The organism is Bradyrhizobium sp. WSM4873, assembly GCF_055811355.1.
On the sequence record NZ_JBVVPS010000030.1, the window covers coordinates 43,275 to 68,039 of the forward strand.

Here is a 24,765-nt window from a genome sequence, read left to right on the forward strand (position 1 = left end):
TTGAAATGCGAAGCCAAATTCGACGCGCTGAAAATGTCGTCACAGCGCCGACATATGAGCGAACGCACTGCCCTATTTTGAATCAAGTTCCTCGTCCGTTGCGATGCTTTGCTGCCGCGAGAGCACTTCCTCGCTCATCTTTTCAGGCGATGCAATCCTTCGACGGACTACGATGAGTCACTTGCGAGAATTTCTATGATTTTCTATCTGAGCGTGCGATGGAGATTGCGTTCCGGCATGCGTCTTTGCCCCGCTCTCGCCTTCAGCGATGCAATTCTTACGGGCCGACCGTTCGCACCGCGATCGTATGACAAGGTGGGCAAAAGCTGCCGCCCTTCTTTTGGCGTGATCGAGCCGGACAACAAGGACGCTCTCCACCGACTTCACGTTGTTTGTGTTAGATGGGAGCTCTCCGGTGCCCGCGACTTGGGGAAATTTTTCGACCACCCGATCGATTGAGCGCCATGATATCTCTCGCCCGACCACGCCCGCCTGTTCCCAAACCGCAATTGCCGGAGGGAGTCCGCATCTACGCGATCTCGGACATTCACGGATGCGCGCATCTGCTCCAGCCCATGTTGCGCGTGATCGACGCCGACGTTGCTTGCAGCCGGCCGCGCTACGCGATCGAGGTCTTCATGGGCGATTACATCGATCGCGGCCCGGATACGCGCTCCACCCTCGACGTCCTGATCGAACGAAGCCGCCGGGGCAACGCGGTTTTCCTCAAAGGGAATCACGAGGCATTTCTGGTGAGGGTGTTCGATGACCCTTCATTGTTCGAGGATTGGATCGCCGTCGGCGGCACCCAGACATTGGTGTCCTACGGGCTCGCGCCGCCGGACCTGACCCGCGACGAGCCGGCCTCGATCCTGCGAGACCTGATTCGCGCAATGCCGCCTGAGCATCTGGAATTCCTCGACAATCTGCGGCTGAGCTTCAGTTGTGGAGACTTCTTCTTCGTTCATGCCGGAGTTCGACCAGGGGTACCGTTGGCCGAGCAAACCGAGCGTGACCTACTCTGGATTCGTGAAGAATTCCTGCGAAGCGACGAGCAGTTCGACAAATATATTGTACACGGTCATACGCCGGTCCGCAGCGCCGAGTTCCTCGCTAATCGCGTCAATATAGATACGGGAGCCTATGCAACTGGCAATCTCACCTTGATGAGCATTCAGGGAAGCAGCATGCTCGCGGTATAAACGATCGGACGGGAGCCTTGCTGATCCGGCCTTTGCCAGCTAATTGAGCAGGTGTGGATGCAAGCGCGCCCGGCTCTCAGCCATCCAAACGCTCCAGGCGCGCTCATGTTTGCCGTAAAGCTCCAGCCAGCGCTGCGCGCTCGCGTTGCGGCCGGGGCAATGCTCCTCCAACCGCCCCTGGTCAGGCACGGCACCGGCCTCGAATTCGACTTGCGGGTTGTCCAACCGCTCGAATTCGATGGTTTCCGAGGTCGTGAGGCCCACGAGCACGCGCTGCCCAGCTCCGTTGACGATGTATCGCCGCGGAGCGTCCTTCCTCGCCTCGGTCATGCCTTTGTGCCCCCTTCTCGAATGCTCAGTCCTGCGAAGGTTTCGCGCAAACGAAAGAGGCTAGAACGCTCGTCGGGCATGTCCGAAGGTCGAGATCCGTGGCGAGCGAACCGACCGATGCGAAGAGCGAGCGGATAAAATCTCGATCTCCCGCCGGTTTCGCCAGGCGCGAAGAGCATAGCCTACAAAGACGCCGGCGCAGAAAATCGACACGGAGATTGGGGCAGACGCCATTGCAGAAACCATGAGACCCTCCCTGGAGAGTGCGACGCCCATGAAGAGCAACCAGTGTGTCGACATCATGGTTCTCGATCTTGACCAGTGCTGAAAGATTGTTCGCACCTGAGCCGAGACGCATGGCGTTGTGCTCTGGATTTCGATTCAATCCGGAGTGCCATCCCCCAAGAAGCGACGCGCGGCTTCTTACAAAGCTATTTCTACCGAGCATCGCGATCACGACAGTCGCCGGTCCCTCCATTCGCTGTCGGGCGCGATCCAATTGGGAGCAAAAGCAGAAAGCTCTGATCTTCAGTTATCTTTGTCGGCATTCCGCAAGACTGGTCACCCAGCGAAAGTTCAGATCCGCGCGGCACGCCACCCGCGTTCGACCGCTCTCCGACCTTAGCCGAACATGGCGCGGAAAGCGGGCTTGAGCAGGCAGGCGATGCAATTGATCAATCGATGGCGTGTTTCGGCGGCATCGAATCCTCTGAATTTCGCTCGATGCGATCCTACTTAAGAACGTCGCGGCGACAACGCTCGGCAGCGGCGACTTCATTGTGTCGCCCACCCGCTTGGGGCTCAGGGCGGAACTGGACCCGTTGCCCGCCGCGTCCTTCTGGACTGGCGTATCAGCCCGCGGACCTAGACGTCGAGCGAAGCGGATCGGCGCTTCCATTAAATTGGGAAGGCTTGGTTTCACGCTCCTCGCCCCTGAAAAATGGCGCCGCAACGAGAGACGTACAGACATAGCCAAGCTGGAGCAGACAGGCAGTCGCGATCATCGAGAGTGCCGCATCTGACACACTTTCACCAGCGCCCATCGCGATCAGAGCTACGATGACGCACCCAGCGGCAATGGCTGGAAATAACACAACGAACCGGAAACGGATTCCAAGAACCATTCCGACAAGCATCGCGCTCAGATAAAGGGTCGTCACGTTCATTGCTCCGCCAAATCACATCTTTTCTAGCGGCGATATTCTAATAATGGCTTAAATTGGGCATCGAATTTTTCTTAGATTTTGCTCCGAGTTGATGGAGATGGAGATCGCGCCGAAGACCTACTGTTCGTACTCACGAAGCCGACGAATGGCAGCACCGGTCGCCGATCGTCAGCGCCGGATCGGGGGTCTGCACCATCGGCTTCGCCTGCCGAACGAACTGGACGGTCTGCAGCTAACTCGGGCGGATTGCCACGGTGATAAAGCTGCCGTGCGAGAATGGACGCGTAGAGCCGCCAGCCGATCGTAGGTGAACGTCTGGGAGTCCTGCACCCTGAGCTAGTGCCCAATGGCTACGACGGAGCGGTAGTCGCCAGATAAGCCAGATAAGCCAGCCGAATACCGTCCTCGAGTGAGGTCTGGGCGCACCAACCGAGCGCGACAAGGCGGCTGACATCCAGCAGCTTGCGAGGCGTGCCGTCCGGCCGGCTCGGATCGAACGTGATCTCGCCTCGATAGCCGACTATCGCCGCGACAGTACGGGCAAACTCGGCAATAGTAATGTCCTCTCCGCTGCCAACATTGATAAGCTCGCCGGACGAATAGGTTTTCACAAGATGCACGCAGGCGTCTGCCATATCGTCGACGAAGAGGAACTCGCGCCGTGGAGTACCGGTCCCCCAAACCGCGACGGTTGCCGCGCCTGACGTCTTGGCTTCGTGAAACCGGCGGATCAGCGCCGCAACGACATGACTGTATTCCGGGTCGTAGTTGTCGCCGGGGCCATACAGATTGGTCGGCATGACGCTGATGAAGTCGCGACCATACTGGCTGCGATAGGCTTCCGCCATCTTAATGCCGGCGATCTTGGCGATGGCATAAGGCTCGTTGGTCTGTTCGAGCGTCCCGGTCAGAATCGCGTCCTCGCGCAAGGGCTGAGCCGCAAGTCTCGGATAGATGCAGGAGGAGCCGAGGAACATAAGCTTCTCGGCGTCGTTCAGGTGCGCTGCCTGAATCACGTTGGCGGCAATCGCGATATTGTCGTAGATGAACTCGGCGCGCAGGGTATTGTTGGCGACAATGCCGCCTACCTTGGCCGCAGCCAAGAACACGACCTGAGGCCGGTTTACAGCGAACCACTCGAACACCGCAGCCTGGTTGCGCAGGTCGACTACGCTTCGATCCACCGTGACGAGCCTGACGTCCTCCCACGCAAGCCGGCGCACGAGCGCGCTACCAACCATACCGCGATGGCCGGCAACGTAAACGCTTTTGCCTCTCAGCTCAAACGCTGGCTTTACCACCTGAGGCCTCCCGCCTCGCCTCTTTGATGTCGCTCGCCATCATCTCCTGCACGAGTTGCGGAAACGTATATTTCGGCTTCCAGCCGAGCCGCTCGCGCGCCTTGCTGGCATCGCCGACGAGCAAATCGACTTCGGTGGGCCGAAAATAGGTCGGGTCGATGCGGACGACAGTCTTGCCGCTCTTGGTTTCGACGCCAACCTCCTCAATCCCCTTGCCGCGCCATTCGATATTTAGGCCGACTTCTGAAAAAGCGAGCTCGACCATGTCCCGGACCGAATGCATCTCGCCGGTGGCAAGGACGAAGTCGTCGGGCTTGTCCGCCTGGAGAATCAGATGCATGCCCTCAACGTAATCCTTGGCATGGCCCCAGTCGCGCCTTGCCTCGAGATTGCCAAGATACAGGACGTCCTCGATTCCCACTTCGATACGCGCCACACCTCGGGTAATCTTTCGAGTAACGAACGTCTCACCACGCAGTGGACTCTCGTGATTGAACAGGATCCCATTGCTCGCAAACATGCCATAGGCCTCGCGGTAGTTGACCGTGATCCAGTAGCCGTAGAGCTTGGCAACGCCATAGGGCGAGCGCGGATAGAATGGGGTCGTCTCCTTCTGCGGAATCTCCTGAACGAGACCATACAGCTCAGATGTCGACGCCTGGTAGAATCGGGTCTCCTTCTCCATACCAAGAATGCGGATCGCTTCCAGGAGCCGCAATACGCCCACGCCGTCGGCATTCGCCGTGTACTCGGGGCTTTCGAAGGAAACGCCAACATGGCTCTGTGCGGCAAGATTATAAATTTCGGCCGGCCTGATCTGTTGCACCAGCCGGATCAGGTTGGTCGAGTCAGTCATATCGCCGTAGTGCATCACAAACGGCACGTCGTCGACATGCGGATCCTGATAGAGATGATCAACGCGCGCGGTGTTGAAGGACGACGCCCGCCGTTTGATGCCATGTACAATATAGCCGAGCGACAACAGATGCTCGGCGAGATAAGCGCCATCCTGACCGGTGACGCCGGTAATTAGAGCAACAGGTTTGGCCATTTCCGAGAGACTGCTCTCCAAAGAACGGAGGGTCATGAGCGAGCAAGCGCTAGGCTCCGAGGTCGATAATGCCGCGCAACGTTGAGCCCTTCTTGGACATAAAGGCCTTCTGGGTCAACCCCCGGTGCGAGCCAGCGGCTCGGTCTCCATCAGGTCAAAAGGAAGGCTCTTCGTCGAGCCTATCCCTTGTTTTTGCGTCTCACAGTTAACGCGCCCTGGGAGCGTCAACTCGCTCCAGGACTGCGCAAATCAAACAAGGACACTCCGGCGCGCGACCACGCACGCCAATCGGTGGGTAGCGCGTACGTTAGTATTTGACGGAAATCGCCGCGGCGCGGCAGCACCAGCCGTCGGGGGGGCCGTAATAATGAACTGTCCCGGGATACCAGCCGCGCCCAAAAAAAGGAACCGACAGCGGGTTTCCGCCCCTTACACCAGCAACAAAACCACTTGGAGCGTCCCAGTGGCGATAGCCTTTGGCGGCCTCCGCTGACATAGACAAACTGGATAGGCAGGCCGCGGCCAAGACAAGGCGTGTCAGCAACTGGACCCAACTCGACATTATTCATCCCTCTCAACATGCCGTGGCACCCAGGTAGCGGAAGTTGTCCACCTTGGCGCACTGCTCGCGCTCGCCGGACGCCCCCGGTCAGTTGTCCGAACCAAGCGGGACCTCTTTGGAGCTTACCGAACAAGCCTTACCCATGGCAACAGGGTCAGGGGCGCCGGCGAGGCGGACTATGCAAGATCGTGCGCGCGATGGCCTTGAAAAGATCGCCGACCAGGCCGCGACACCGTGCCTGCTAAAGGCGATCAACAGATCAAGATGGCCACCCGCACAGCCGCTGAGCAAGCCCTTCTCGAGCGCCGAACCAGACGCCGATTGCCAACCTGAGCGTTCTCCGCAAGGCCGGGGGGGCGCGGCGCGAGCCGCTCGATCAATGCAGGAGACGGCGGGCTCGCGGTCAAAGCGGCGCGGATGGCTTCTGGCGGACGGGCCGGCAAGCGGGGCGCTTTGTCGCAGGCAGAGGGATGAGGCTCCAGGCATGTGCGCGACATCGAAGCCTTTACGCTCGCCCTACAGATTCGCGACCATCGACCTCTTCGATCCCGTCGAGTTCGAGCCGAATGCTTCAGCGCAATCAAGTGACCACCAACAAGACAACACGTCACGCGGTGGTTTGGGGGTGATGCGATCCAGCGCTGGCGCTGGACCGTCAAGCGATCAAAGAGATTTGCGCCGCTGGACTGTCCGGCTTGACTTTGAGACGTGATTGGTCCTGTCGGCGACATCTGCCTTCGTCGAATGGTTGACAGCCTCGTTCTGGCGCCTTCTCTTTTCGGTTGGCACTTCCTTGCCCGGCCAGACGCTTCGGGCTGCCGCGGTCGGGGCCGCATTTTCACTGAGCAGTTGCCGAACGCGCGGAATGCAGATCCGGTTCGCATCGAAATGATCGACGACGTATCGACGGGCCGCCTCGCGCATAGCAGTAAATTTCGATGGGCTCGCCAGCACCTCAACCGTCTTTGCCACCAATTCGCCAACCGCGAAGAACGGCACCAGAATGCCGGTCTCCCCCGGGCGGATAACCTCTCGCACGGGCGCGGTGTCGGACCCAATCACGACACAGCCGCTGCTCATCGCCTCAAGCACCGACCAAGACAACACAAATGGGTAGGTTAGATAGACGTGAGCGGATGAGACCTGCAGAGCGCTCAGAAAGACACGATACGAGACCCGACCAAGGAAGTGGACGCGATTAGCATCGATTTGATCTTTGACTTCGTTCAGGAAGATCGATTTCCAGGTCGTGCCTGCAGGCGGCGACTGCCCATATGACAGCCCGTCACTTCCCACGATCAGTACTTGCGCATTTGGTCGCCGCGCCAGGATTTCCGGAAGCGCCCGCATGAACACGTGATAGCCACGGAGCGGTTCGAGGTTCCGCGCCACGAATGTAATGACTTCGTCCCGGCGAGTAAGCTCGCGCCCGCCGGGCAGCGTAAGGCGCGCCGCGGGATTGGGCTGTATAACGTCGGTGTCGACCCCCTCATGAGCGATGTCGATCATGCTTTGATAGTGCTCGGGAAACGTCGAATGCTGCCATGAGGTTGGTGAGATACCGAGATCGGCTTCGGATAAAGCCAAGAGGGTCGCGGCATTCTTCAGGTGCAGCCCGACATAGCCGTCCAGACCCGGCTCAGGAAATTCCGAATCAAACCCGAGGTCGCGATCCTTGGCGCCATAGTAGAACTCGCAATAAACTGCCAATTTGGAGCGCGGAAACACGGTTCGCAGCGGCAACGTTTCGCCCCAACCAGGGTGCGCAAGAATGACATCTGGAGAAAACCCCGAAGCCGCGACGCTGGACAAGCTATAAAGCACTTGTTCCGCCCGTCGGCACTCGAGATCGAAGCGCCTCGCGAATGGGTGCGTCATCGAAACGTCTGCATCGGCAAGCGCGTATTTGATAAGCTTAACCGACGGTATCGCGCGAGAAGTCGACGCTCCAATTGCCAACAACTGGTGACCGGGCTCGCGCGAAAGGGCGACTGCGATATTCCGAAACTGGGCAGGAAAGTTATTGTGGACAAACAATATTTTCATTGACTTTCTGTCCAATTGGGAAGCGCACTGGCAGTGCCATTGCCTAACAAAATCTCCAGGCGACCGTCGGTTCGAACCTCGTCACTTTCACTATAACAAAGATTTCCGGCCGCGAGCTCTGAGGCCTGTGATAAGTTGAATACAGTAAAGAGTTCGGACGTTGCCGAGTGCAATGGCCCAAGAGGGGCGGTTTATGAGCGAAGCTGATCAGCGAAAGACGGTTGATCTCGACCGAGGGCTGTTTTTTGTTAATTACCGGAGCGCCGAGGACCCTGCTGCTCCGCCCAAGGTGATCGTTGCGCCCGCGCGAGGCGATGAAACTCAATTCGAGTTCATCCTACATCCCGACGCCTCGGAACCGACGTTGTGGGAGCCAAATTCGGGCTTCGTCATCAGGGCTCGATCTCCCGGCCGCCTTCAGATCGAGGTGCTGCCGATGCGGCCAGGCGGTTCCCGCGCGGCAGTCGTGCGCATCGAGCCGATCCAACCCGGCCGCATACCGGCCGTTTCACACGGCCGGGTCGAAAGTGGCAGGACCGGCTCTGCCGAGAAGGGGAACGGACTGAAGGTGTTCGCTCATGTCGCAGGTATTGGCGATACGACGGCGGGTCCGAACACCTGGATCGCAGGTCCAGCCTCCCCATCGCGGATCGAAGGCATTGCGTTGGACTGGGCCGACCGGCCCGACGGCGTCGAGATCCGCTACGCGGTTCAGTTTTTGAAGGGACAATCGGGCAGCGGAAAGATGGTCTCTCTTGGTGCGTTCGCAGGGACGCGCGGTCGCGCCATGCCGCTTACCGGCATCGTTCTCGAAATGGCAGGAAACAACGAATTCGAGTTTGTTGCCGAGGCTCTGTTCCTGAACGCGCCAACCCTTCGGGCGATCGGCCAACGCGTGGTGCTATCGGGTCCGACCGGCCGTGAGCCCTTGGTCGGCCTGCGGATCGCCATCGAGAGAGCGGACAGGGCGCTCGCAGCTTCCAACAAGGCCACCACTCCCGCAAAGAGTAACTCAAAACCATCTGGTTCTGGTCGAGTCCGGGTGTTTCGCAGTAGGCCCCGTCAGACCACGTCGGTCGACTAAGATAACCGGCAACAGTGGCTACCGATAGTCGCCATTGCGAGGGCAGGACGGCTGGAATGGCGTCGGAGCAAGATGATGGCGCGACCGCATATTTAGGTCTGCAGCATCACTTTTTGCTCGAGCGGCGGGCTGCTCGTGCCCTTTCGGCTCAAGACTTCAACCTCGCGCTGGCTTATGCGGACCGGCGGTGCCGGATAGATCCTCCTCCGGCAGCGCATTGTTTTGTGCTGCGGGCCGAGGCGAACTGGCATCTTGGCCGGCAAAAGGCCGCCCTCAGCGATCTCGCGCAAGCTCTCAGCATTGCCCCGACAGATATCAACGCAAATCGCCGGATGCTGCTTTGGAGCGAAGATGAGCGCCGCCGGGCCGCAGCGTCCAACCTGATCGCTCATGACGAAGCGCCCAACACGGTCCGAAGCGCCATTGCGGTACTTCAAGCTTCCGGCCAACGTCGATGGGCTGCCGTTTCTGTCTTTGATAGTCACGTGGCCGGCTGGGTTGCCTGGAGCGGCGAAGCCGAAATCGAGGCAACGATATCCTTCGAAGACGGCACCCTCACCAGCGTTTTGGTCGCAGACCCGTTTCATCCACTGGCCAGCCGTCAGATAAAGGCAACCGGCTTCCGGCTCCGTCGGCCGCCTTCAGAGCGACCTCAGCAGCTGATCATGACCTCCGAGGGAGAGGCGTTCAAGATTCAGCGGCTTCCGCCGAATCTCGGCTGCACACAACGGCTCTCGCGGGGCGAGACAAGCAGGTCGGTTGCCGTATCCGACGCTCCGCCCACGATCATCGTGCCGGTGTATGGCGATCTCCAGGCAACCAAGAGCTGCCTACAAAGTCTCATTCAAGCGCGGACAGCCAGCCCCGGCAGGAAGACAAAATCGCGCGACCGTGCCTATCAGATCCTGGTTGTAAACGACGCGACCCCGGATCCAGAGCTTCGCGATCACCTGCTCGAGCTTGCGGCCACGAACGATATCGACCTGCTGATCAATCCGATTAATCTTGGCTTCGTCGGCGCGATTAACCGTGCGCTATCCGAAGTGAAAAATGGCGACGTCGTCCTCCTCAACGCAGATACTGTCGTCCCCCCGGGGTTCGTCGAACGTTTGGCTGCCGCCGCACACTCAGCACCGGACATCGGAACTGCCACTCCCTTTTCGAATAACGGTGACATCTTCTCTTTTCCTATGCCGAACCAGGAAAATCCGATGCCAGGCTATGACGAAATCATAGCTTTAGATCGGATAGCCGCGGCAACCAACAAGAGCATAGTCGTCGATGTACCGAGCGGGATCGGCTTTTGCCTCTACGTCACCAGAGCCTGCCTGGACGCAGTGATTGGACTTTCTGAAAGCTATGAAAGGGGTTATCTCGAAGACGTCGACTTCTGCCTACGCGCCCGTGCGAGCGGTTTTCGGAGCGTATGCTCGGCTTCGGTCTTCGTTGGTCATCACGGATCACGGTCGTTTCGCGAGGAAAAGCGCAAGCTGGTCCGGCGCAATCTCGACATCCTTGACCAGCGCTTTCCCGGCTATCGAAGAGAATGCCTGGCATTTGAAGCCGTTGACCCCTTGCGCTTCGCACGCGCCACGATCGAGCGCGGCTTAGGCCGACTCGATCGTGATTCCGTTCTCATCGCTACCGCCATGGGATCGAGCCTCGATATTGCACGGGCGCGCGCCGCCGAAATTGCAAATGCTGGCGAGCACACTATCCTCATCATTCGAGACCTAGCTGGACTGCGCCTTTCCGCTTACGATGAAAGTGCCCCACAGTCGATTTTTATCGACCTCTCCTCCGACGCGGCGAAAGATCGTGCTGCCAAAATCATTGCCGATCTGCGGCCGACGCGGCTCGAAGTCCTCGACCCGGCCGTAGACGCGGAACTCACCAGACTTGCTCATAGCCAAGCCATCCGGATTGACGCCTGGATCACAGCAGATATGGAGGGCATTTCGTCTCAACTGAGTACAAAGGCGCCGCTCCTTGCCCCCACGCCAGTGGCCGAAGCATTTGCACGCTCGCGCATGCCGCGACGCACGATCAACACCCGGTCCTGGAAGGTCGAGCCGCTGGTTCTTCCGAGCGGCCAGCCTCTTGGCAGAACTCTGGCCATCGTTCCCGTATCATCATCGCCCGTCATCTTTCGCATCATCCGCGCGATCGCCGCGCGATTGCAGCATGAGGCAGTATCCATTGTTGTGGCCGGAGCAACCTTGAACGACCTCGAGCTCATGTCATTCCCTAATCTGTTTGTCACGGGAAATACGCACCTTGCAGAGCTCGCCGATGTCCTGCTGCCGCACGCTCCGAGCTGGCTCTTTACTGACTTTGGCAATCCTCTGTTCGGCCATCCGACCATCGAAGCCATCCGGCAAGCCAACAGGAAGGTTGCCTATTGCGATTGGTCAAATCGCCTGGTCGCTCCTAGACCCGGTGATTTTCCGATCTCGCCAGACATCGATGACGCGGCGCTCGCCGACGCTCTCGCAAGCTGGATAGGAGCGCCCCAAACATGATCCGAGCTTCCCGCCGCCAACCAGGATCAACCCCGAAATCCGTGGCTGGAACCCAAGTCAGCCGGCTTGCTCTGGCCGCTGACGGGACGCTCACGGGCTTCGTATTCGATCCAGAAGACCTCGGGCGCAACTTTACCGTTGACGTTCTGCTGGATGGCCTGGTGATTAAAACCTGTCATGCAACGAGCTTCGTTCCCGAGCTCGCAAACCGGGGCATGAAGAATGCGCGCTACGGATTTGAGCTGTTGCTCGATCCCGATCATCTATCAACGGCGCTTACCGTCGAAGCGCGGATCGCAAATTTAGGAACAGGAGTTGGCCTTCCGATTGACTTGAATTCGACGCGCAAGGGTACGTTCGATGATACGCGCACCAAAAGCTTCCTGCGCTGGCTAGGCGGCCTTCGTTTCCATGGATGGGTTGACTCGAGTCTCGAGACTGTCCTGGATGCCGTTGTGGATGGCGAGACGGTTTCGCAATTGCGCGCCACTCAGTGGACGCGTATCGACGAGAATGGCTCCTCCCACTCGGGCCGCAATGTTCGCGCGTTCGACTTCAACTTGCCACAGCGATTTGCAGATGGCTGCGTCCACCGGGTAAGCCTACGTCAAGGTGATGGCGAATTGATGCCTTATGCAACGTTCGTCGCCTTCCCTGACGGACTTTCCGCAATCTTATCTTCCCTTGGAGATAACGGCGCAGAGCGTCTTCGCGGCACACTCTACGACCAGCTCATTCCTTCCTCGCTTCCCTTTGCGGACTATGGAGCCTGGCTTGAGCGTTTCCCATTGCCTGATCCGAGCCCTAGCCAGCTCGAACTTGCCGTTGTCGTTGCCGGTGAAAGAGATTCAGAACAAACACTCGCGACATTGCAAAGCCAGAGTCACGAGGCGTGGACTGCAGCCGTAATCGAGGGAACGCCCCCCGCGATAGATCCTGCCCTCGTTTCTGAATTCCTAACCGATACGAACCCAGCGGACATCCTGGTGTTTGTCATGGCCGGCATTCAATTGGCGCCCAATGCTCTGGCACGGATTTCGGCAGCATTCGATGACCACCCCGATGCGTCGGCAGTCTATTGCGACCTCGACGTTCTCGCCGACGATGGTCGATTGTGGCCAATCGCCTTGCCAGCATTTGACTATGAACGAATGCTCGAACAGGGCTATTGCTCATACCTTTTCGCCGTTCGGCGCGACGCCGCTTTTAAACTGCTGCGTTCGAAGCCTGACAATCTTTATCGGCTCTTCAACTCGATGCTCGACCGGACGGGGCCGCAACGGGCCATCCTGCATTTGTCAGGCTCGGCGGGGACCTTGCCGAAGCTGGACCGGCTTCACTGCACACCTTACCTGCAATCCGCCACGCAACAGCACCTCATCGCGCGCGCGATCAAATCGGAAGTCATTCCATCCGAGGGAAGCTTGTTTCCCGCGGTGCAAGTGAGACGTGTGAGGCAACGCCAGAAGACAACGATACTGATACCGACTCGTGATCGAGCCGCCATGCTACGCACATGTCTCGAAAGCATTGCGCCTGCTGTCGCGCGCAGCGGGGCAGATATTCTCGTGATCGACAATCACAGCACTGATCCGGATTCGTTGAACTATCTGGCCGATCTGCCGGGTCGGGGAATCGGACTTATTCGTGTCGAAGGCGTCTTCAATTTCGCCAAGCTCAACAATCGCGCGGCGGCTGCGGTTGACAGCGATGTACTGTGCCTTCTCAACAACGATATTGAGGCGACGTCAGACGACTGGCTCGACGAACTGTTGTCTCGCCTTGCAGAGCCGGATGTGGGGGCGGCAGGCGCGCTCTTGACCTGGCCAGGCGGCGTCGTTCAGCATGGGGGCGTGGTTCTCGGGATGAACTTCGCGGCCACCCACGCCTTTACAGACAGGCTCGGCAACGATCCGGGGTATCTCGATCTTCTGCGCATAGCCCACGAGTGCAGCGCCGTGACCGCAGCATGTCTGGTGACGCGCCGCGCAGACTATCTGCGGCTTGGCGGGTTGGATGAGTTAAATTTTGCCGTTGCATTCAATGACGTGGACTATTGTCTTCGATTGCGTGAGATTGGCAAACGCATCGTACTGACGCCGCACGCACGGCTCATTCACCTTGAATCTGCAAGTCGAGGCAAGGACGACCGCCCCGACCGACGGGACAGGTTCGATCGCGAGCTTAATCAGCTACGTGCGCGATGGGGAAAGGCACTTTTGGATGATCCGACCTATAACCCGCAATTGTCGCGTGATGGGGTGCCTTACGGCGCATTAGCGTGGCCGCCGGCAGATTGCAGTGCGAGAACGAACGAGCCGCCGAGCGCCCGGGCGATCCCGTCAGGCTTTTGAGGCAGCATGGCGATTGACCAACTGAAGGGAAGCGTCTTCGAAACTAACGTTTGATCCTCAAATCCTGTTGGCAATCACGACCGCGTCAACCATGTCCTGTAGCCAGCGGCGCCCGGACGCAATCTCTTCAGGCGACAGATTTTTGACCCAGCTAATATGCGGGCCGGGGTCGCTGTTCAATTGAAGAGGACAATCAATTGCTGGAAGTTTGATCGGTGGAAGCGGTTGGCCGAGAAACTGACCAAGTCGCACCCATCGCTCAGCAATGCTGCCGTCCAGCAACACGATCGCGGCATCGAGCGTCAGACGCTGGGGTAGCGAAACATCATCGTCGGGCACACGCGCCTTGCGAATTCGTCGATACCATGCCTGCAGCGCGACCAGGTGACCGATATATTCGAGGTTTCTTTCAACGCGATCGGCGGCTTTTCTGGGCGCCTCGAATCCCCAAGGCGCGTCCACCTCACGCTGCGCTTCGGAACGAATACGTTTGGCCGCAACGTCCGAGCGAATAACCTGCCCAGCCGCAGTGAAAGATCCAAAGCCTACCCGAGTGGGTCCCACCATTCCGCTGCTGCCCCCGATGAAGATCCGTTCTTCCCGGAGGAAAACACCGTCGGGAACTCCGCCAAACAGTGATGCGGTCGCTTTGTCGCCATTCTCGCCCCAGGGCGTGAAATTGAAATGAATAAAGCCGCTTCCAACTTCGGTGTGATTTGAGCGGGACCGTCCACCTGAAACCAGACAGTCGCAGCAATTGATAAGCGATCCAAGGGTGACGAAGCTCATCAGCACAGTCTGCTTCAGGCCAACCGCGTGGGCCGTGGAGGCCTCCTCCTCGAGCAGCGTCCCCTCGCGCACGTGGCCGTTTGCACCAATTCGCGCTTTGGTGAGCAAGACCGAGCCGGTTACATAACCACTTGCGATCTCAGCACTCTCACCAATCACCGATTCGATCACCGTCGCCGGCCCTTCGCTCCCGATTTTCGCGCGCGGCGCAACAAGCGTTTTGCGCCCCGCCAGACGAGTGCCAGGAAACAGTATGGCTTCGGGAAACACGCGGTCGAGGTCGACATCGTCGTCTACAAAAGTCTGGCGCGGATCAACAATGTTAACTCCCTTATCGCTGAGCTGCCGGAGACGGGTATCTTGCAACGAAGGCGTCATGTGCTCTTCCTAGGCCTGTAAAAGGTTAATCGGCGGGAAGCGATGGCAATGTGAGGCTCTTCTGAGGGGCACGCAGACCCGCAGGGGCTGGCAAGCATCGCTGGAACGACAACGGCAATATTCGCCACTTGCCAATTATATTGTCAAAGAAACGACAACACATTAGGATTACGCTGATTTAGCATTTTCTTTGGTTTATGATGCGTATTGCTGGCTCTGTACTTCTGCTCATTGGGTTAATTCTTTGTGCTTCCATCGATTGGGCCGCGGTCGGGTTCGTGACGATGGGAGTCGGCCTGCTTGTCTTTCAAGCTGCTGAAAGCAAGCAAGCGGCAATAAAACTGCAGGACGTTCGATCGCCGATCGCACCGATTGTGCGACCTATTGGCCGGATCTCCGACCGCAAGCAGTCAACGAGCTTCGATTGGGAACGCTGGCGACACTTGGCTGAAGGCGATCGCGATATCGCGCAAGCCGAGGCAATTCTAGCAAGATGCGGCGCAAAGTACGCAGAGCAGTTCGCCAGAACCTACCTGATCTTCGAAAACAGGGCACTGCTATCGAGCATACTGAGCACGATAGTTGCGTCTTACAGGCTCGATTCCGGGCTTGATGGCGATGTTGGAGCTAAGACGATCGCCAATTTTTCCCTCAGCATGCAGGATTCCGCTGCTATTTTCGATCGTTCGCCAGCAGGCCTGACACCAGCGCCGCGACCAGATCGTGCGGAACCAGCGATCGAGGAGAAACCGACGAACGCCTCCGTGATGCTTACAACACGCGAGCAAGACGGAGCGCCTGTCGCTGCACGGATTAACCACGATGCTGACGAGCCGGAGGCAGCTTCGCCGGCCGAAAACGATACCACGGAAAACCTCCGGCAACTCCTCGAATGGCTCGATCGACCTGCCGCGCAAAAATAGCGATCGTCCGTGCCAGCAGCCAGATCCGCGCGGTCGCAACGAAGTTGGAGCGCGAAAATTAGGCGTAGCAACGGACGATCACATCTAGGTGTCAGGACACTCGGTATAGAAAACGCCATTGGTCGCAGAAATACCTTCCAAGCATTGGCGCTTGTCCGTGATCGGGCCTGCAACTGAAAATTCAAAGGACTTGCCCTGCACAATGAGCGCGTAGCGACCAGCAGGAAGTGATTTTCCTGGCTCCCGAGATCGAATCTCGTACATCTGCGGATTCCCTCGCAAAGGAATCGTCTGATAAGGAACAGAGATGTTGCGGATGACCCACGTGCCGCCTTTCTGCGCGACGACCGGCTTGCCCGACGAGTCAAAATTCGTTGCCTGCCTCACCTGCGCAATCACGCGCACCTCAACCGATTCGTGCGCGCCCTGCCCGTCCTTGTCGAATACTATGAAATGTGCGTTGCCATCTGGAAGCGTCGTTTCGCTGGGCTTGGTAATCGCAGCCGAAATGGCAACGCGTGGATCCGGGGCATGCCCGGGCAACATCTGGAGCGCAATGAGTTTGCCGCCCTGCTCCGCATATACCCCGTATGCCGCTGGGAGCGGCCTGCTCTCGTGGATTGCCTTTTCGACCGTTGGAACTTGAGAGCTCTTGTTGTGGACCGAGAGTTCAGCCTTGGGCTGGATCGGCTCTGGCCTTTGAGGCGTCGGCAATGACGTCCGTCCTGCGAAAGTGATCGCCCAAACAACAACACCGGCGACTAAGCAGAACATTGCCAAGTGGCGTAAAGAGAGGGCCGGCAAAAGTTGCGATTGCCCCATCAACATGCGTCGAGAGCCTCGCACGTTCTCGACGGGTGATGATCCGCCAAATTCATATTCGTTGTCGGCTGCCAAGATGCTCGTCTTATCAGCGACGGTCGCGGCTATGCGGGAGGAGCGTTCAGGTATCGCAGCAGAACGGATCTTGTCGTGAACGATCGGACCGCCCTTCGCATTCGCTTCAACGCCTGCAATCGCGACTTCTAGCGCCAGCGCCAGTCGTTGCTGCTCAGCCGGATCGCCGGCTTGCAATTGCTCAAACTTCTGCCGCGCCAACTCATAGATCACCTGGCGCAGTTGCTCTGGATCTCGCTGCACGGCGTCAATTGTGCGAGCCAGAACGAGTGCAAACTCCACTTCTGGATGTGCGGTATTCGCGATGCCTGCCGCAGTTCTAGTTGGCTCCGACGTCATTAAATGGGCTTCTATCCAGCTGAGATCTGGTCAACCTAGTGCGGCGAAGGCACAGATGCAAAGCCAGCCGGGGCACTGCGCTGCACGACCAGGAGTTTAGGCGTTTTTGGGGGGTCAAACGCAAGACGTCTGACCGCTGCGCCAGCCAGACCAGGGCGCTCGAGCATATAGTAACCCGGCCGCCACGGACGCCATGTTAGCTCGTGTAGCCGGGAAGCCCTGTTTGCCGGTGACCGCGCGGATCCCGGCGAACACTTCGGACCGATGAATTGTCAGGCCTCCCGGTCACCGTCGTGCGGATGCAGTCCAGAAAGCGTTCCCGAATTCTGATCAAACCGAGCCTGGACCCACGACGATCCGGGCGTCGAAGCGACCTCTCTCATTGGTTGCCCATCGAGCATGCGCTCGCTACAATTACAGAATTGCTCCCTTCTTGCTCTATTCATCACATTATCGCCGGGCCTGATTGATGGCCAAAAAAATTGCAGCAGACAAGCTTCTGGTCGAAAAGGCGCTCGTGAGCGCCAAGCACGCCTTGCTCGTGGTCCGTCACGCCAAACTGTCCGACCGACGCGCCGCCATCAAAATGGTCGAGCAGCTGCTGGCTGACGCTTCGGATTACAAGGAGAGCGCTGTCGTACCCGGCGGAGTCGATGCCTATCTTGCGGCTTGGGCCGCGATAGACGAACTTGTTCAATCGCTCCGGTCGACCGGGACGGATAGCGCTCCTTTGTGGACCAAATCTATCGCCGCGATCGAAACCTGGCGAGATGTGCTGACGAAGTCAAATTAAGGAAACGGACCCGGCATTCTCTGAACGGAAGTCACGTCATGGACAACTGCACGCGGATCTGCACTGTACGTTCAGACATTTCCGTTTTTACTGGCAGTTGCGAGCTGTTCGGCGACGACTGGCGGCAGACCTGTTGCATGCGTCTCCGTGCAAATGTCTGTGGCTCGACTGTGCGACCGCCCGACAAAACCTTACCACGCGACCAACTCCGGTCTGCCGGATCGGGATGCATTGAACACTCAACGGTCGGATGCTTGTTTCCGCCTGACCGTTCGATGCTCCCCGCCGCGAGTCACATGGGCTTCGCAACTTCGGCAAGCTTCTAGCCGAATGGATTACGACCGCGAGATCAAAAACTGGTTCAGCTTCTTGCCTGCCCCAAGCTGGGCCGTCAGCCAGCGCGGCTGTTTCCCGCGGCCAGACCAGGTCTCCTTGGGATTTTTGGGATTTCTATATTTAGGCAGCACTTTCGGATATGGGCGACGGTGACCTTCCCTCCCGCCCCTCCCAGTAGTTGCCATTTTTATCTTCTGAAGTCGCTCTTCGAGTTTGGCCTTTTCTGCCTCGATCTTTCTGCTTAATTCGGAGGTGACCTCCTCGTGCAGAAGCCAGAGCTCATCCACCGACAACACTTTCAACTGGCCGTAATCCATAATCCCTCACGCGAATCCAAGCCGCTTCGTAACGCACATCAATGCGCCCAACGATTTAATTTAGCAAGATTGAAATCTCTAGAAATACACGTTCTGAGACGCAGACCACAACTAAAAATAACGGTCCAGGCCGCCGATGGTTCCGGGGATTTCTTGAGTCATTTTGACTCATTTTTGGAAGCCAACCGGACTTTCGGATTGGGGCGCCAACGGATTCAAATTGAGTCGCCGCGGCACTCACCTGCGCAGATCACAACAGCGTGCGCAACGGAGTTCGGGCAATTAAATGTGTTTGCATTGGCCGCGCCGCTGACCGCAATCGCCGCTTACGTCAGACAATCGGCGCAATCGGACATATTTTCTGGTGGATGGAGGCGCGCCGCGGGCAGTTGTTGGAGAGCCTCACTGAACAGGTTTACCCTGCGATGTCTCGCGACCAAAGATCGCCATCTACGACGATCCAGAGCACGCGACGTCTCTGGCGGCACGGACATATTGACCGTCATTCAGCCAAACAAGGGCCCGGCGTGGCGCCGCCGGAGCAAAAGCGACCTGCCACGTCGAGCCAGGCAATGACTTTGGGGAGCCGCACGGAGCGATCGATTTGGCCTTCGCCTTCAGACCGTCGACAACTCGGATTGACGAGGCATGAGCCCGCTGAAAAGTGATTAGAACATTCCAATGCAGAAGCACAGCTAGTGCTTCATGCGTCCGTTGCCGAATATGAAAGCAGCTTGGAAGACGGGCCCTTCTTCAGTGCGAACCTCGATAGCCATGTCACGCCGATCTTCGGCGAGATCATCTTTAATCATGCCGGCGAGCGATTGTGTGGCTTCGATTTCGGCTGCCTTTTCGTCAGCCAAGTCCTGCCCCATGTCGTCAGGATAGAGATCACATCCGTCCCGAATGTCGAAAAAATAGCGGGTCATTCCAATATGCCCGAACGGAAATGAATCGAGCTCAAGGGCTCTGCACAAAGCAATGCAAGCCAAAGCGGCAAAACGATGAAAGCCACCCCAAAAGTCCGCGACTTTCGTATGCACATTCACGATTAAACAAATTAAATCAACAATTTAAAAAAAATCGATATTTGATCGTAACGCATCAGCATCGCCGCCATGAACGCCGAACGCACGAGTCACAGTATTTTTCCGATCGATCCAGGAACCTTGGTGGCATTTAAAAACATTTGCAACGCACTGATTTTCAAAACAGCGAAACCGGCCCAATCTCGGCGTTACTGGCTCGGGCCAGTTAATGTGGGTGATCGCCGCCTCACAAAGCGGCCTCAAGCTCCCATCGGCAGTCCCAGCGAACGTGGTACTCGCTGATCCTTTCCACCTTTCAAGACTACACTGATCACGTGGGATCGCTCCGTCCTAAGTATACCCGATGATCGGATGAGCCAACGCATCGTTTGGCCATCCGCTAGAAGCCTGCCCATCTGATCCGACGGAAGCGCAATACCTCCCGCAAAAACCCAGCGCTCGAATTGGCCTGGGTCTCACGGTCCAATCTCCTGCTCGGCTTTAGCGAAACCCTTGCCAGTCCGATTGAGCAAGCGACGCGCGCGCTTCGCCAGCCACCGCTGATCAGTACGCGGGGGACGCGGCGGACCTTGATGCGTCGGAACCTCGATGTGGTTCGCGGAAACAAACGGGTGCCCAGCTCCCGCAGCCGGTTAACGCCGAGGGCCGCGGGACAAGAAGGCCGGGATTGCATGACGGTGCAGGAGGATGACCTTTCCCCAGCGACTGTGTCTATCGCGGGTGTCTGACCGCTATCGGGCGGGACGCCGCCACGTGAGACGGCGCCCCTTGCCGCGCGGTTGCCTTACCTCCGGGCAATCCCACGACTCCGGCAAACATCGGTCCAGACAATTGCGTTCGCAACTCAAACCGCTCGTTAGCCTTACCACGATGCATCGCGCCGTCTGGGCAAGAGCGCGCTCCGGGTTGATCTTGCAGCATTCAACAATGCACGAGCGGTGATGCAGCTTCGGCTTCGGGCGAGTAGGCCCCAATCCGCAACCGCGTTGACCACCCAACAATGAATCCCGAGCCCTCAACGCGGTCCATAGCCACGCTCACGTAGCGGTCACAATAGACGTATGGACGAGCTCCTACGACCATTCAAAGCTGACGGTCGAATGCAGTCATCATGTCGCGCTATCGCAACTCTCGCTCCCGTAGCGGCGAAGAGATAGCGCGCTCCGCACCCGTGTCGCCTGGGAAGACTACCCCGTTCCGATTGTCATGGAGCAACACGCGAGCAGATCCGCCGACCAACGCTTCTCTTACGCGCTGCCGAGTCCGACGGGAGAGCCAGTCACCTCGAGCCATGGCACTGATAATCGTAACCGCGACACGGGCCTGTCGTCTGCGCAGTCGCGCAAAACCGGAACGGCGCATTAGTTCACAATCGTTTGCCGGAACGTCGCTGCACGCTGAAATTCGAACTCATCTTGCAACCGCATATCATCAAAATTTGGATAAAGACTCATGTAGTTCCAAATGGAGAGGACTGAAATGCACTATCCGTCCGATCACGGTTTGCCGTTGGTACAGTTGAAAGAACGACGGCGGGAAATGGTCGTCGCCCTTCAAAATCGGGTTGGCCCGATTCTGGATGAGGAGCTGAATCAGATCGCCGCAATCCAGCAGACCATTTGTGCCTTCGAGGACGTCATTGCCGATCTCGACTATGAGGCTGAAATGGGCTGGGAGGCGCCCGAGCGATCTGGACATCCCTTTCCTGCGATCGGACGACGAGGGCTCGTTCACTCACCCGCCTAGTCTAGTCAATTTGCTCAGAGCGGCGGGAAGCAATGCCTCGCCCAAGGCTCATTGATTGGAACGGACGATCGAGAGCCTGTTCCAGGTCGTCTTCCAGCGCTTCAAACAAACATTCGTTAAGTTCGATCGCACGGCGGCCGCGATCTTGACGTCGAATGGGTGCGGCGGGACCCTACGGTTACCAAGGTCACGCTCTTTTCCCGAGGCCGCAGCACTTATCATTTGAAATGCCGCGGCTTTTGAACTAAAAATCAACTACTTAATTGACGCATGATTATTCATTGAGGGCTGGTATGAGTAATGGTAGCCAGATTTCTGTTAGTGCCTTAGACCTTAGAATTCGAAACATCGTCCGGCAGATTAGGGAACTGAACGAACTCCAGAAGCGGGTGGACGAGGCTGAAGTGAGAAGCCGGGTTCGGTATGTATCAGCGTCGACCCGTCGCTCTCGTGTACAACGGAGCAGTCTGCGTTAGCCGGCTCTCTGGGTTCCCAGGCTCGCCTCCCCCCACCATCGAAGCGCGCCCCATCCGGTCGACTTTCCGGCGGGTCAGGTCACTGCAATGACTGTGTCCTGAAAATTCAAATCGCCCGCTCTCGCGGAGTATAAGACAGCTTGATAAGGTGTGTTGATGGATCGCCGGAGGTCACGGCGCACTTCGTGACCTTGGCAGCCGCAACGTTGCAAACATTTTTAGGGACGCGTCGCCGGTCGGTTCAGGCCCACACGTTCATCGCGCCATTGAAGCGATGATCCAACCGTCAGCATCGCGGCTATCGCCAGCTGACCGGGCCCGGCCTTGCCGGCGAACGTGGTGACCCGGTGCCAGCTACACCACGCTAGGGGACACGATCAGCCTAGGTTGAAATCGCAGGTTTACACGAAAGCGCCAAGCGGCGTGGAAGTATATGCCGACGATGCCCCTCTCCCGTCAGGTATGGCCGCACAAGCCACTTTCGTGGCGCAGCAGTCCAGTTGGACCGCGGAGGGCGTCGTCGTGAAGTGCTTAGTCTAGGCAACGCGAGTTGTTGATGTCACGCGAAGGCCAATTGAAAGCCCGCAATGTCCCACCTAGTATCGCTGCGTTTTTGGCTAACCTTTTTTCTTGTTTGGATTTAGGTGGGATCAGTGCGCAGTATCAGTGAAATTATGGCGATCAAGCTCGATCAGCGAATAGAGATCATTGCCAGGCAATTGCGGGAGTTAAACGAACTCCAGAAGCGGGTCGACGACGCAGAAGCAAGGAGCCGCGCCAAACATGGCGCTGCTTCGTCACGACGACCGCCTAGATGGCGCAAGTTCGTACGTCTTCATACTTAGACGCGTGAAAGCCAGGCTTGGACCGGTCGGTCCTTACCCCGTTCTCACTTGTGCGCGCAGACTGTCTCGCGATTTGATTTTGAAATCGTCCAAGCGGCGGCCGGCTTGAAGTTGCGCGACCAGCCAGCGCGGCTGCCTTCCGCGCCCCGCCCAGGTCTCGGAGGGAAATTCAGGATTGCGATATTTCGGGAGCACCGGCGGGTAGGCCCGGCGCGCGGGTCCCGAAACTCCGAGCTTTCTGAGACGCTCCTCAAGACGCAGCTTTTCTTCGCGGACCCTGCGTTCCAGAACCTCTGTCATCTCCGCATACAGAGCCCATAGATCGTCCAGATCAAGGCGCTCCATTTCGGCCACAAATTTCATCGGATCACCCCAGCTTTTTCGCGCCAATCCTTTTAAACGCAGGATTATGGCGACATTTAATTCCTGGTTTGGCACTTGTATGCTGATTTGCAGCCCATTTTTGCCCGCATGGGGCGAGCGCTCAGGCTAAAACGCGGAAATGATTCCGCATGGTTCGTCTGTAGACCGATTCAGCCCGTCTTCGCCGGACCGTCTCTGGCAGGATGCGACCTGCGGACCCCGACGTGCCCACACAGCCCGGATTTAGCGATCACGTCTAACGGAGGTCAGTCCTCGATTGATCTCCTCGATCACCATCCCTGCCATTTGGAAACCATCAGACCATCCTCCCCTGTTCCTTGCCGCGCCTAAGGTCCGTACCGCAGAACGAAGGATGACCAGATGCCGGCCTGCGGAGCGCGGCTCGCGGTCGAGGAGCCCAACCGATCGACATGGTCCCTGCGATCAGCAGTCGAATTCTAGGCAAAAGCCAAGCAATTACTCGACCGGTCGTGCGAGGCTGCTCCTCAATATCGAGGGAAGGTTTGATTCGCATCCGAGCAAATTATTGCTCACGACCTCGTCTTTCAAAGGCCGAACAAAATTGGGTGCGTGGATGTCACCAACTCATCGGCGTTGCACCAGAAGGAAACCGAAGAGGCCGCCTGAGAGCTTCCTGCCAAGTTTAAGAACGCATAGCTTCGACAAAATGCGCGATCAAAACCGCAGCACTTATGGCGACGACAAAGATAAATAGCCAGGTCACGACCGCGTCCGTCTCCCACGACGTTTGAACTGAACGCGCGTCTTTATGCACAGTCAAAAACCAAGCTTGGAGAATCGTCATTTCAATGCCCGTTGGGGATTCGTAGCAACAGATGCGCCCAATCAGACCATTCTCGATCACCGTTCCGGCTGCCGCTCGCACCGTACTAGCGTCGCTGCTGGGTTCCGCCCGACGCGCTACCGTTCGGTCGAATGACCGTCGCCCGGCCGCTGCGGTCTCTTGAATAGTAGACGTTGGGCGTCGCCATCGGCGCGACGTGCCCAAGTGGATTCGAGAACGTTGGATTTGGCTGCGTTGGAACAGGCCGTCCCGAACGACCGATGGGTTGGGTCGTTTGAGCGCAGACAGGTGGATGAAGAAGCGCGAAGATTACAATGAAGGCGCGGAACATGATTGAGGCGCTCCTGTTTGCGCTTGAGAAGTGCGTCAGCTGACCGCAATCGGCCTTCTGAAGACCGCGGCGCTATTGCGCATTCCAGAAGTGATTGTGCCTCGCTGCAGACCCGCTCACCAGACTGTCGTTGCCAACCAGTAAATCGACGCCTTCTCCAATATTTTGCGACCTGATCAAGTTCCTCGTCGGGTTACGCGATGACTTTGACCCGGACGCCTAGACTGGCCTGTTCTTCGTAGCTGATTAGGGCAGCGGGCCATCTCTGCAAGCTCGTCGTCAGTGCGTCAGCCAACGTATAGCTGGAGCGAAGCTTGCGCAATCGCTTAGTAACCGCTGCCTTGGTTACGAGAGATAAGGCAGCTTGATCCGATAGACCAGCTTGGCCATACGCGAGCCGCCGGATGCCTCCGAGCATGGGCTATCAAACCACGAGCAGCAATTTGAGCGTGGGGAACTGATAACGTTGCTGAGGAGGTTGACGAGCGGGTCAATGGTTTGTCGTCACGAGAAACTGCTGGTGGACCTTTGCGTGTTGCGGCCCGCAATCGTCTCGTCCGACAAAAACGAACTCGAGCGCAGGACAGCTTCCGACCTCCGCTTCAGAAGTTGCTCCAACTCCGCGAGCATCGCGAGCCTCTGCTCGACCTCTGCTATCGACAAAAGCTTGCTCTTACACAAGATCTGAGACGGCCTCTTCATCCCCACCCCCCAAGAGAGTGCGGCGGAGGATGCCAAT

General features: G+C 57.9%; 17 protein-coding genes. 7 read left to right on the forward strand and 10 right to left on the reverse strand.

The features are described 5' to 3' along the window. Window positions 1-464: 464 nt before the first annotated feature. Window positions 465-1,202: a metallophosphoesterase family protein gene (locus AC0L21_RS30030; RefSeq protein ID WP_473265239.1), complete on the forward strand. Its 738-nt coding sequence runs from the start codon at window positions 465-467 to the stop codon at window positions 1,200-1,202. A gap of 39 nt (window positions 1,203-1,241) precedes the next feature. Here AC0L21_RS30030 and AC0L21_RS30035 read toward each other — a convergent pair whose 3' ends face one another. From AC0L21_RS30035 to AC0L21_RS30055, 5 genes are all read right to left on the reverse strand, one after another. Beyond that, window positions 1,242-1,532, reverse strand: coding sequence for a hypothetical protein (locus AC0L21_RS30035; protein WP_473265240.1), 291 nt, complete (start codon window positions 1,530-1,532; stop codon window positions 1,242-1,244). Window positions 1,533-2,383: 851 nt separating this feature from the next. Then, window positions 2,384-2,698, reverse strand: a complete 315-nt coding sequence (locus tag AC0L21_RS30040; RefSeq protein WP_473265241.1) for a hypothetical protein — start codon at window positions 2,696-2,698, stop codon at window positions 2,384-2,386. A gap of 350 nt (window positions 2,699-3,048) precedes the next feature. After that, window positions 3,049-3,999, reverse strand: coding sequence for a GDP-L-fucose synthase family protein (locus tag AC0L21_RS30045; protein ID WP_473265242.1), 951 nt, complete (start codon window positions 3,997-3,999; stop codon window positions 3,049-3,051). After that, window positions 3,980-5,050, reverse strand: coding sequence for a GDP-mannose 4,6-dehydratase (gene gmd / locus AC0L21_RS30050; RefSeq protein WP_473265243.1), 1,071 nt, complete (start codon window positions 5,048-5,050; stop codon window positions 3,980-3,982). The genes AC0L21_RS30045 and gmd overlap by 20 nt, the downstream gene beginning before the upstream one ends. Window positions 5,051-6,275: 1,225 nt before the next feature. Next, complete coding sequence (locus AC0L21_RS30055) at window positions 6,276-7,658, reverse strand: glycosyltransferase (RefSeq protein WP_473265244.1); 1,383 nt, start codon at window positions 7,656-7,658, stop codon at window positions 6,276-6,278. 193 nt (window positions 7,659-7,851) lie between these two features. Here AC0L21_RS30055 and AC0L21_RS30060 point away from each other — a divergent pair, with 193 nt between their 5' ends. The 3 genes from AC0L21_RS30060 to AC0L21_RS30070 are packed head-to-tail and all read left to right on the forward strand — an operon-like array spanning window position 7,852 to window position 13,618. After that, window positions 7,852-8,742: a hypothetical protein gene (locus AC0L21_RS30060; RefSeq protein ID WP_473265245.1), complete on the forward strand. Its 891-nt coding sequence runs from the start codon at window positions 7,852-7,854 to the stop codon at window positions 8,740-8,742. Between the two features lie 56 nt (window positions 8,743-8,798). Continuing rightward, window positions 8,799-11,264 (forward strand): glycosyltransferase, encoded by a 2,466-nt coding sequence (locus AC0L21_RS30065; protein WP_473265246.1) that lies wholly within the window; start codon window positions 8,799-8,801, stop codon window positions 11,262-11,264. Further along, entirely contained in the window at window positions 11,261-13,618 is a 2,358-nt protein-coding gene (locus AC0L21_RS30070) for a glycosyltransferase family 2 protein (protein WP_473265247.1), read from the forward strand. Before AC0L21_RS30065 ends, AC0L21_RS30070 begins: the two co-directional genes overlap by 4 nt. A 57-nt stretch (window positions 13,619-13,675) precedes the next feature. Here AC0L21_RS30070 and AC0L21_RS30075 read toward each other — a convergent pair whose 3' ends face one another. Continuing rightward, complete coding sequence (locus AC0L21_RS30075) at window positions 13,676-14,785, reverse strand: UDP-N-acetylglucosamine pyrophosphorylase (RefSeq protein ID WP_473265248.1); 1,110 nt, start codon at window positions 14,783-14,785, stop codon at window positions 13,676-13,678. A 197-nt stretch (window positions 14,786-14,982) separates the two neighbouring features. On the opposite strand from AC0L21_RS30075, the gene AC0L21_RS30080 reads away from it, so the two are divergent. Continuing rightward, a complete protein-coding gene (locus AC0L21_RS30080; RefSeq protein WP_473265249.1) occupies window positions 14,983-15,708 on the forward strand; it encodes a hypothetical protein in 726 nt (241 codons plus the stop codon). 84 nt (window positions 15,709-15,792) lie between these two features. Here the strand turns inward: AC0L21_RS30080 and AC0L21_RS30085 are convergent, their stop codons facing one another. Then, window positions 15,793-16,944 carry a hypothetical protein gene (locus tag AC0L21_RS30085; RefSeq protein WP_473265251.1) on the reverse strand — a complete coding sequence of 384 codons (1,152 nt, stop codon included), beginning with the start codon at window positions 16,942-16,944 and terminating at the stop codon, window positions 15,793-15,795. A 469-nt stretch (window positions 16,945-17,413) separates the two neighbouring features. Here AC0L21_RS30085 and AC0L21_RS30090 point away from each other — a divergent pair, with 469 nt between their 5' ends. Beyond that, on the forward strand, window positions 17,414-17,737 hold the full coding sequence (locus tag AC0L21_RS30090; RefSeq protein WP_473265252.1) for a hypothetical protein: 324 nt from the start codon (window positions 17,414-17,416) through the stop codon (window positions 17,735-17,737). A gap of 335 nt (window positions 17,738-18,072) precedes the next feature. On the opposite strand, the gene AC0L21_RS30095 is transcribed toward AC0L21_RS30090, so the two are convergent. Both AC0L21_RS30095 and AC0L21_RS30100 read right to left on the reverse strand, forming a co-directional pair. Beyond that, window positions 18,073-18,390 (reverse strand): H-NS histone family protein, encoded by a 318-nt coding sequence (locus AC0L21_RS30095; protein WP_473265255.1) that lies wholly within the window; start codon window positions 18,388-18,390, stop codon window positions 18,073-18,075. 695 nt (window positions 18,391-19,085) lie between these two features. Then, complete coding sequence (locus tag AC0L21_RS30100; RefSeq protein ID WP_473265257.1) at window positions 19,086-19,319, reverse strand: DUF6894 family protein; 234 nt, start codon at window positions 19,317-19,319, stop codon at window positions 19,086-19,088. A gap of 1,599 nt (window positions 19,320-20,918) precedes the next feature. Between AC0L21_RS30100 and AC0L21_RS30105 the strand changes: the two genes are divergently transcribed. Next, the gene (locus AC0L21_RS30105; RefSeq protein ID WP_473265258.1) at window positions 20,919-21,185 is read left to right on the forward strand and encodes a hypothetical protein; all 267 of its coding nucleotides are present in this window, start codon (window positions 20,919-20,921) and stop codon (window positions 21,183-21,185) included. 1,354 nt (window positions 21,186-22,539) lie between these two features. On the opposite strand, the gene AC0L21_RS30110 is transcribed toward AC0L21_RS30105, so the two are convergent. Beyond that, window positions 22,540-22,944, reverse strand: a complete 405-nt coding sequence (locus AC0L21_RS30110) for an H-NS histone family protein (protein ID WP_473265259.1) — start codon at window positions 22,942-22,944, stop codon at window positions 22,540-22,542. Window positions 22,945-24,765: the final 1,821 nt, after the last annotated feature.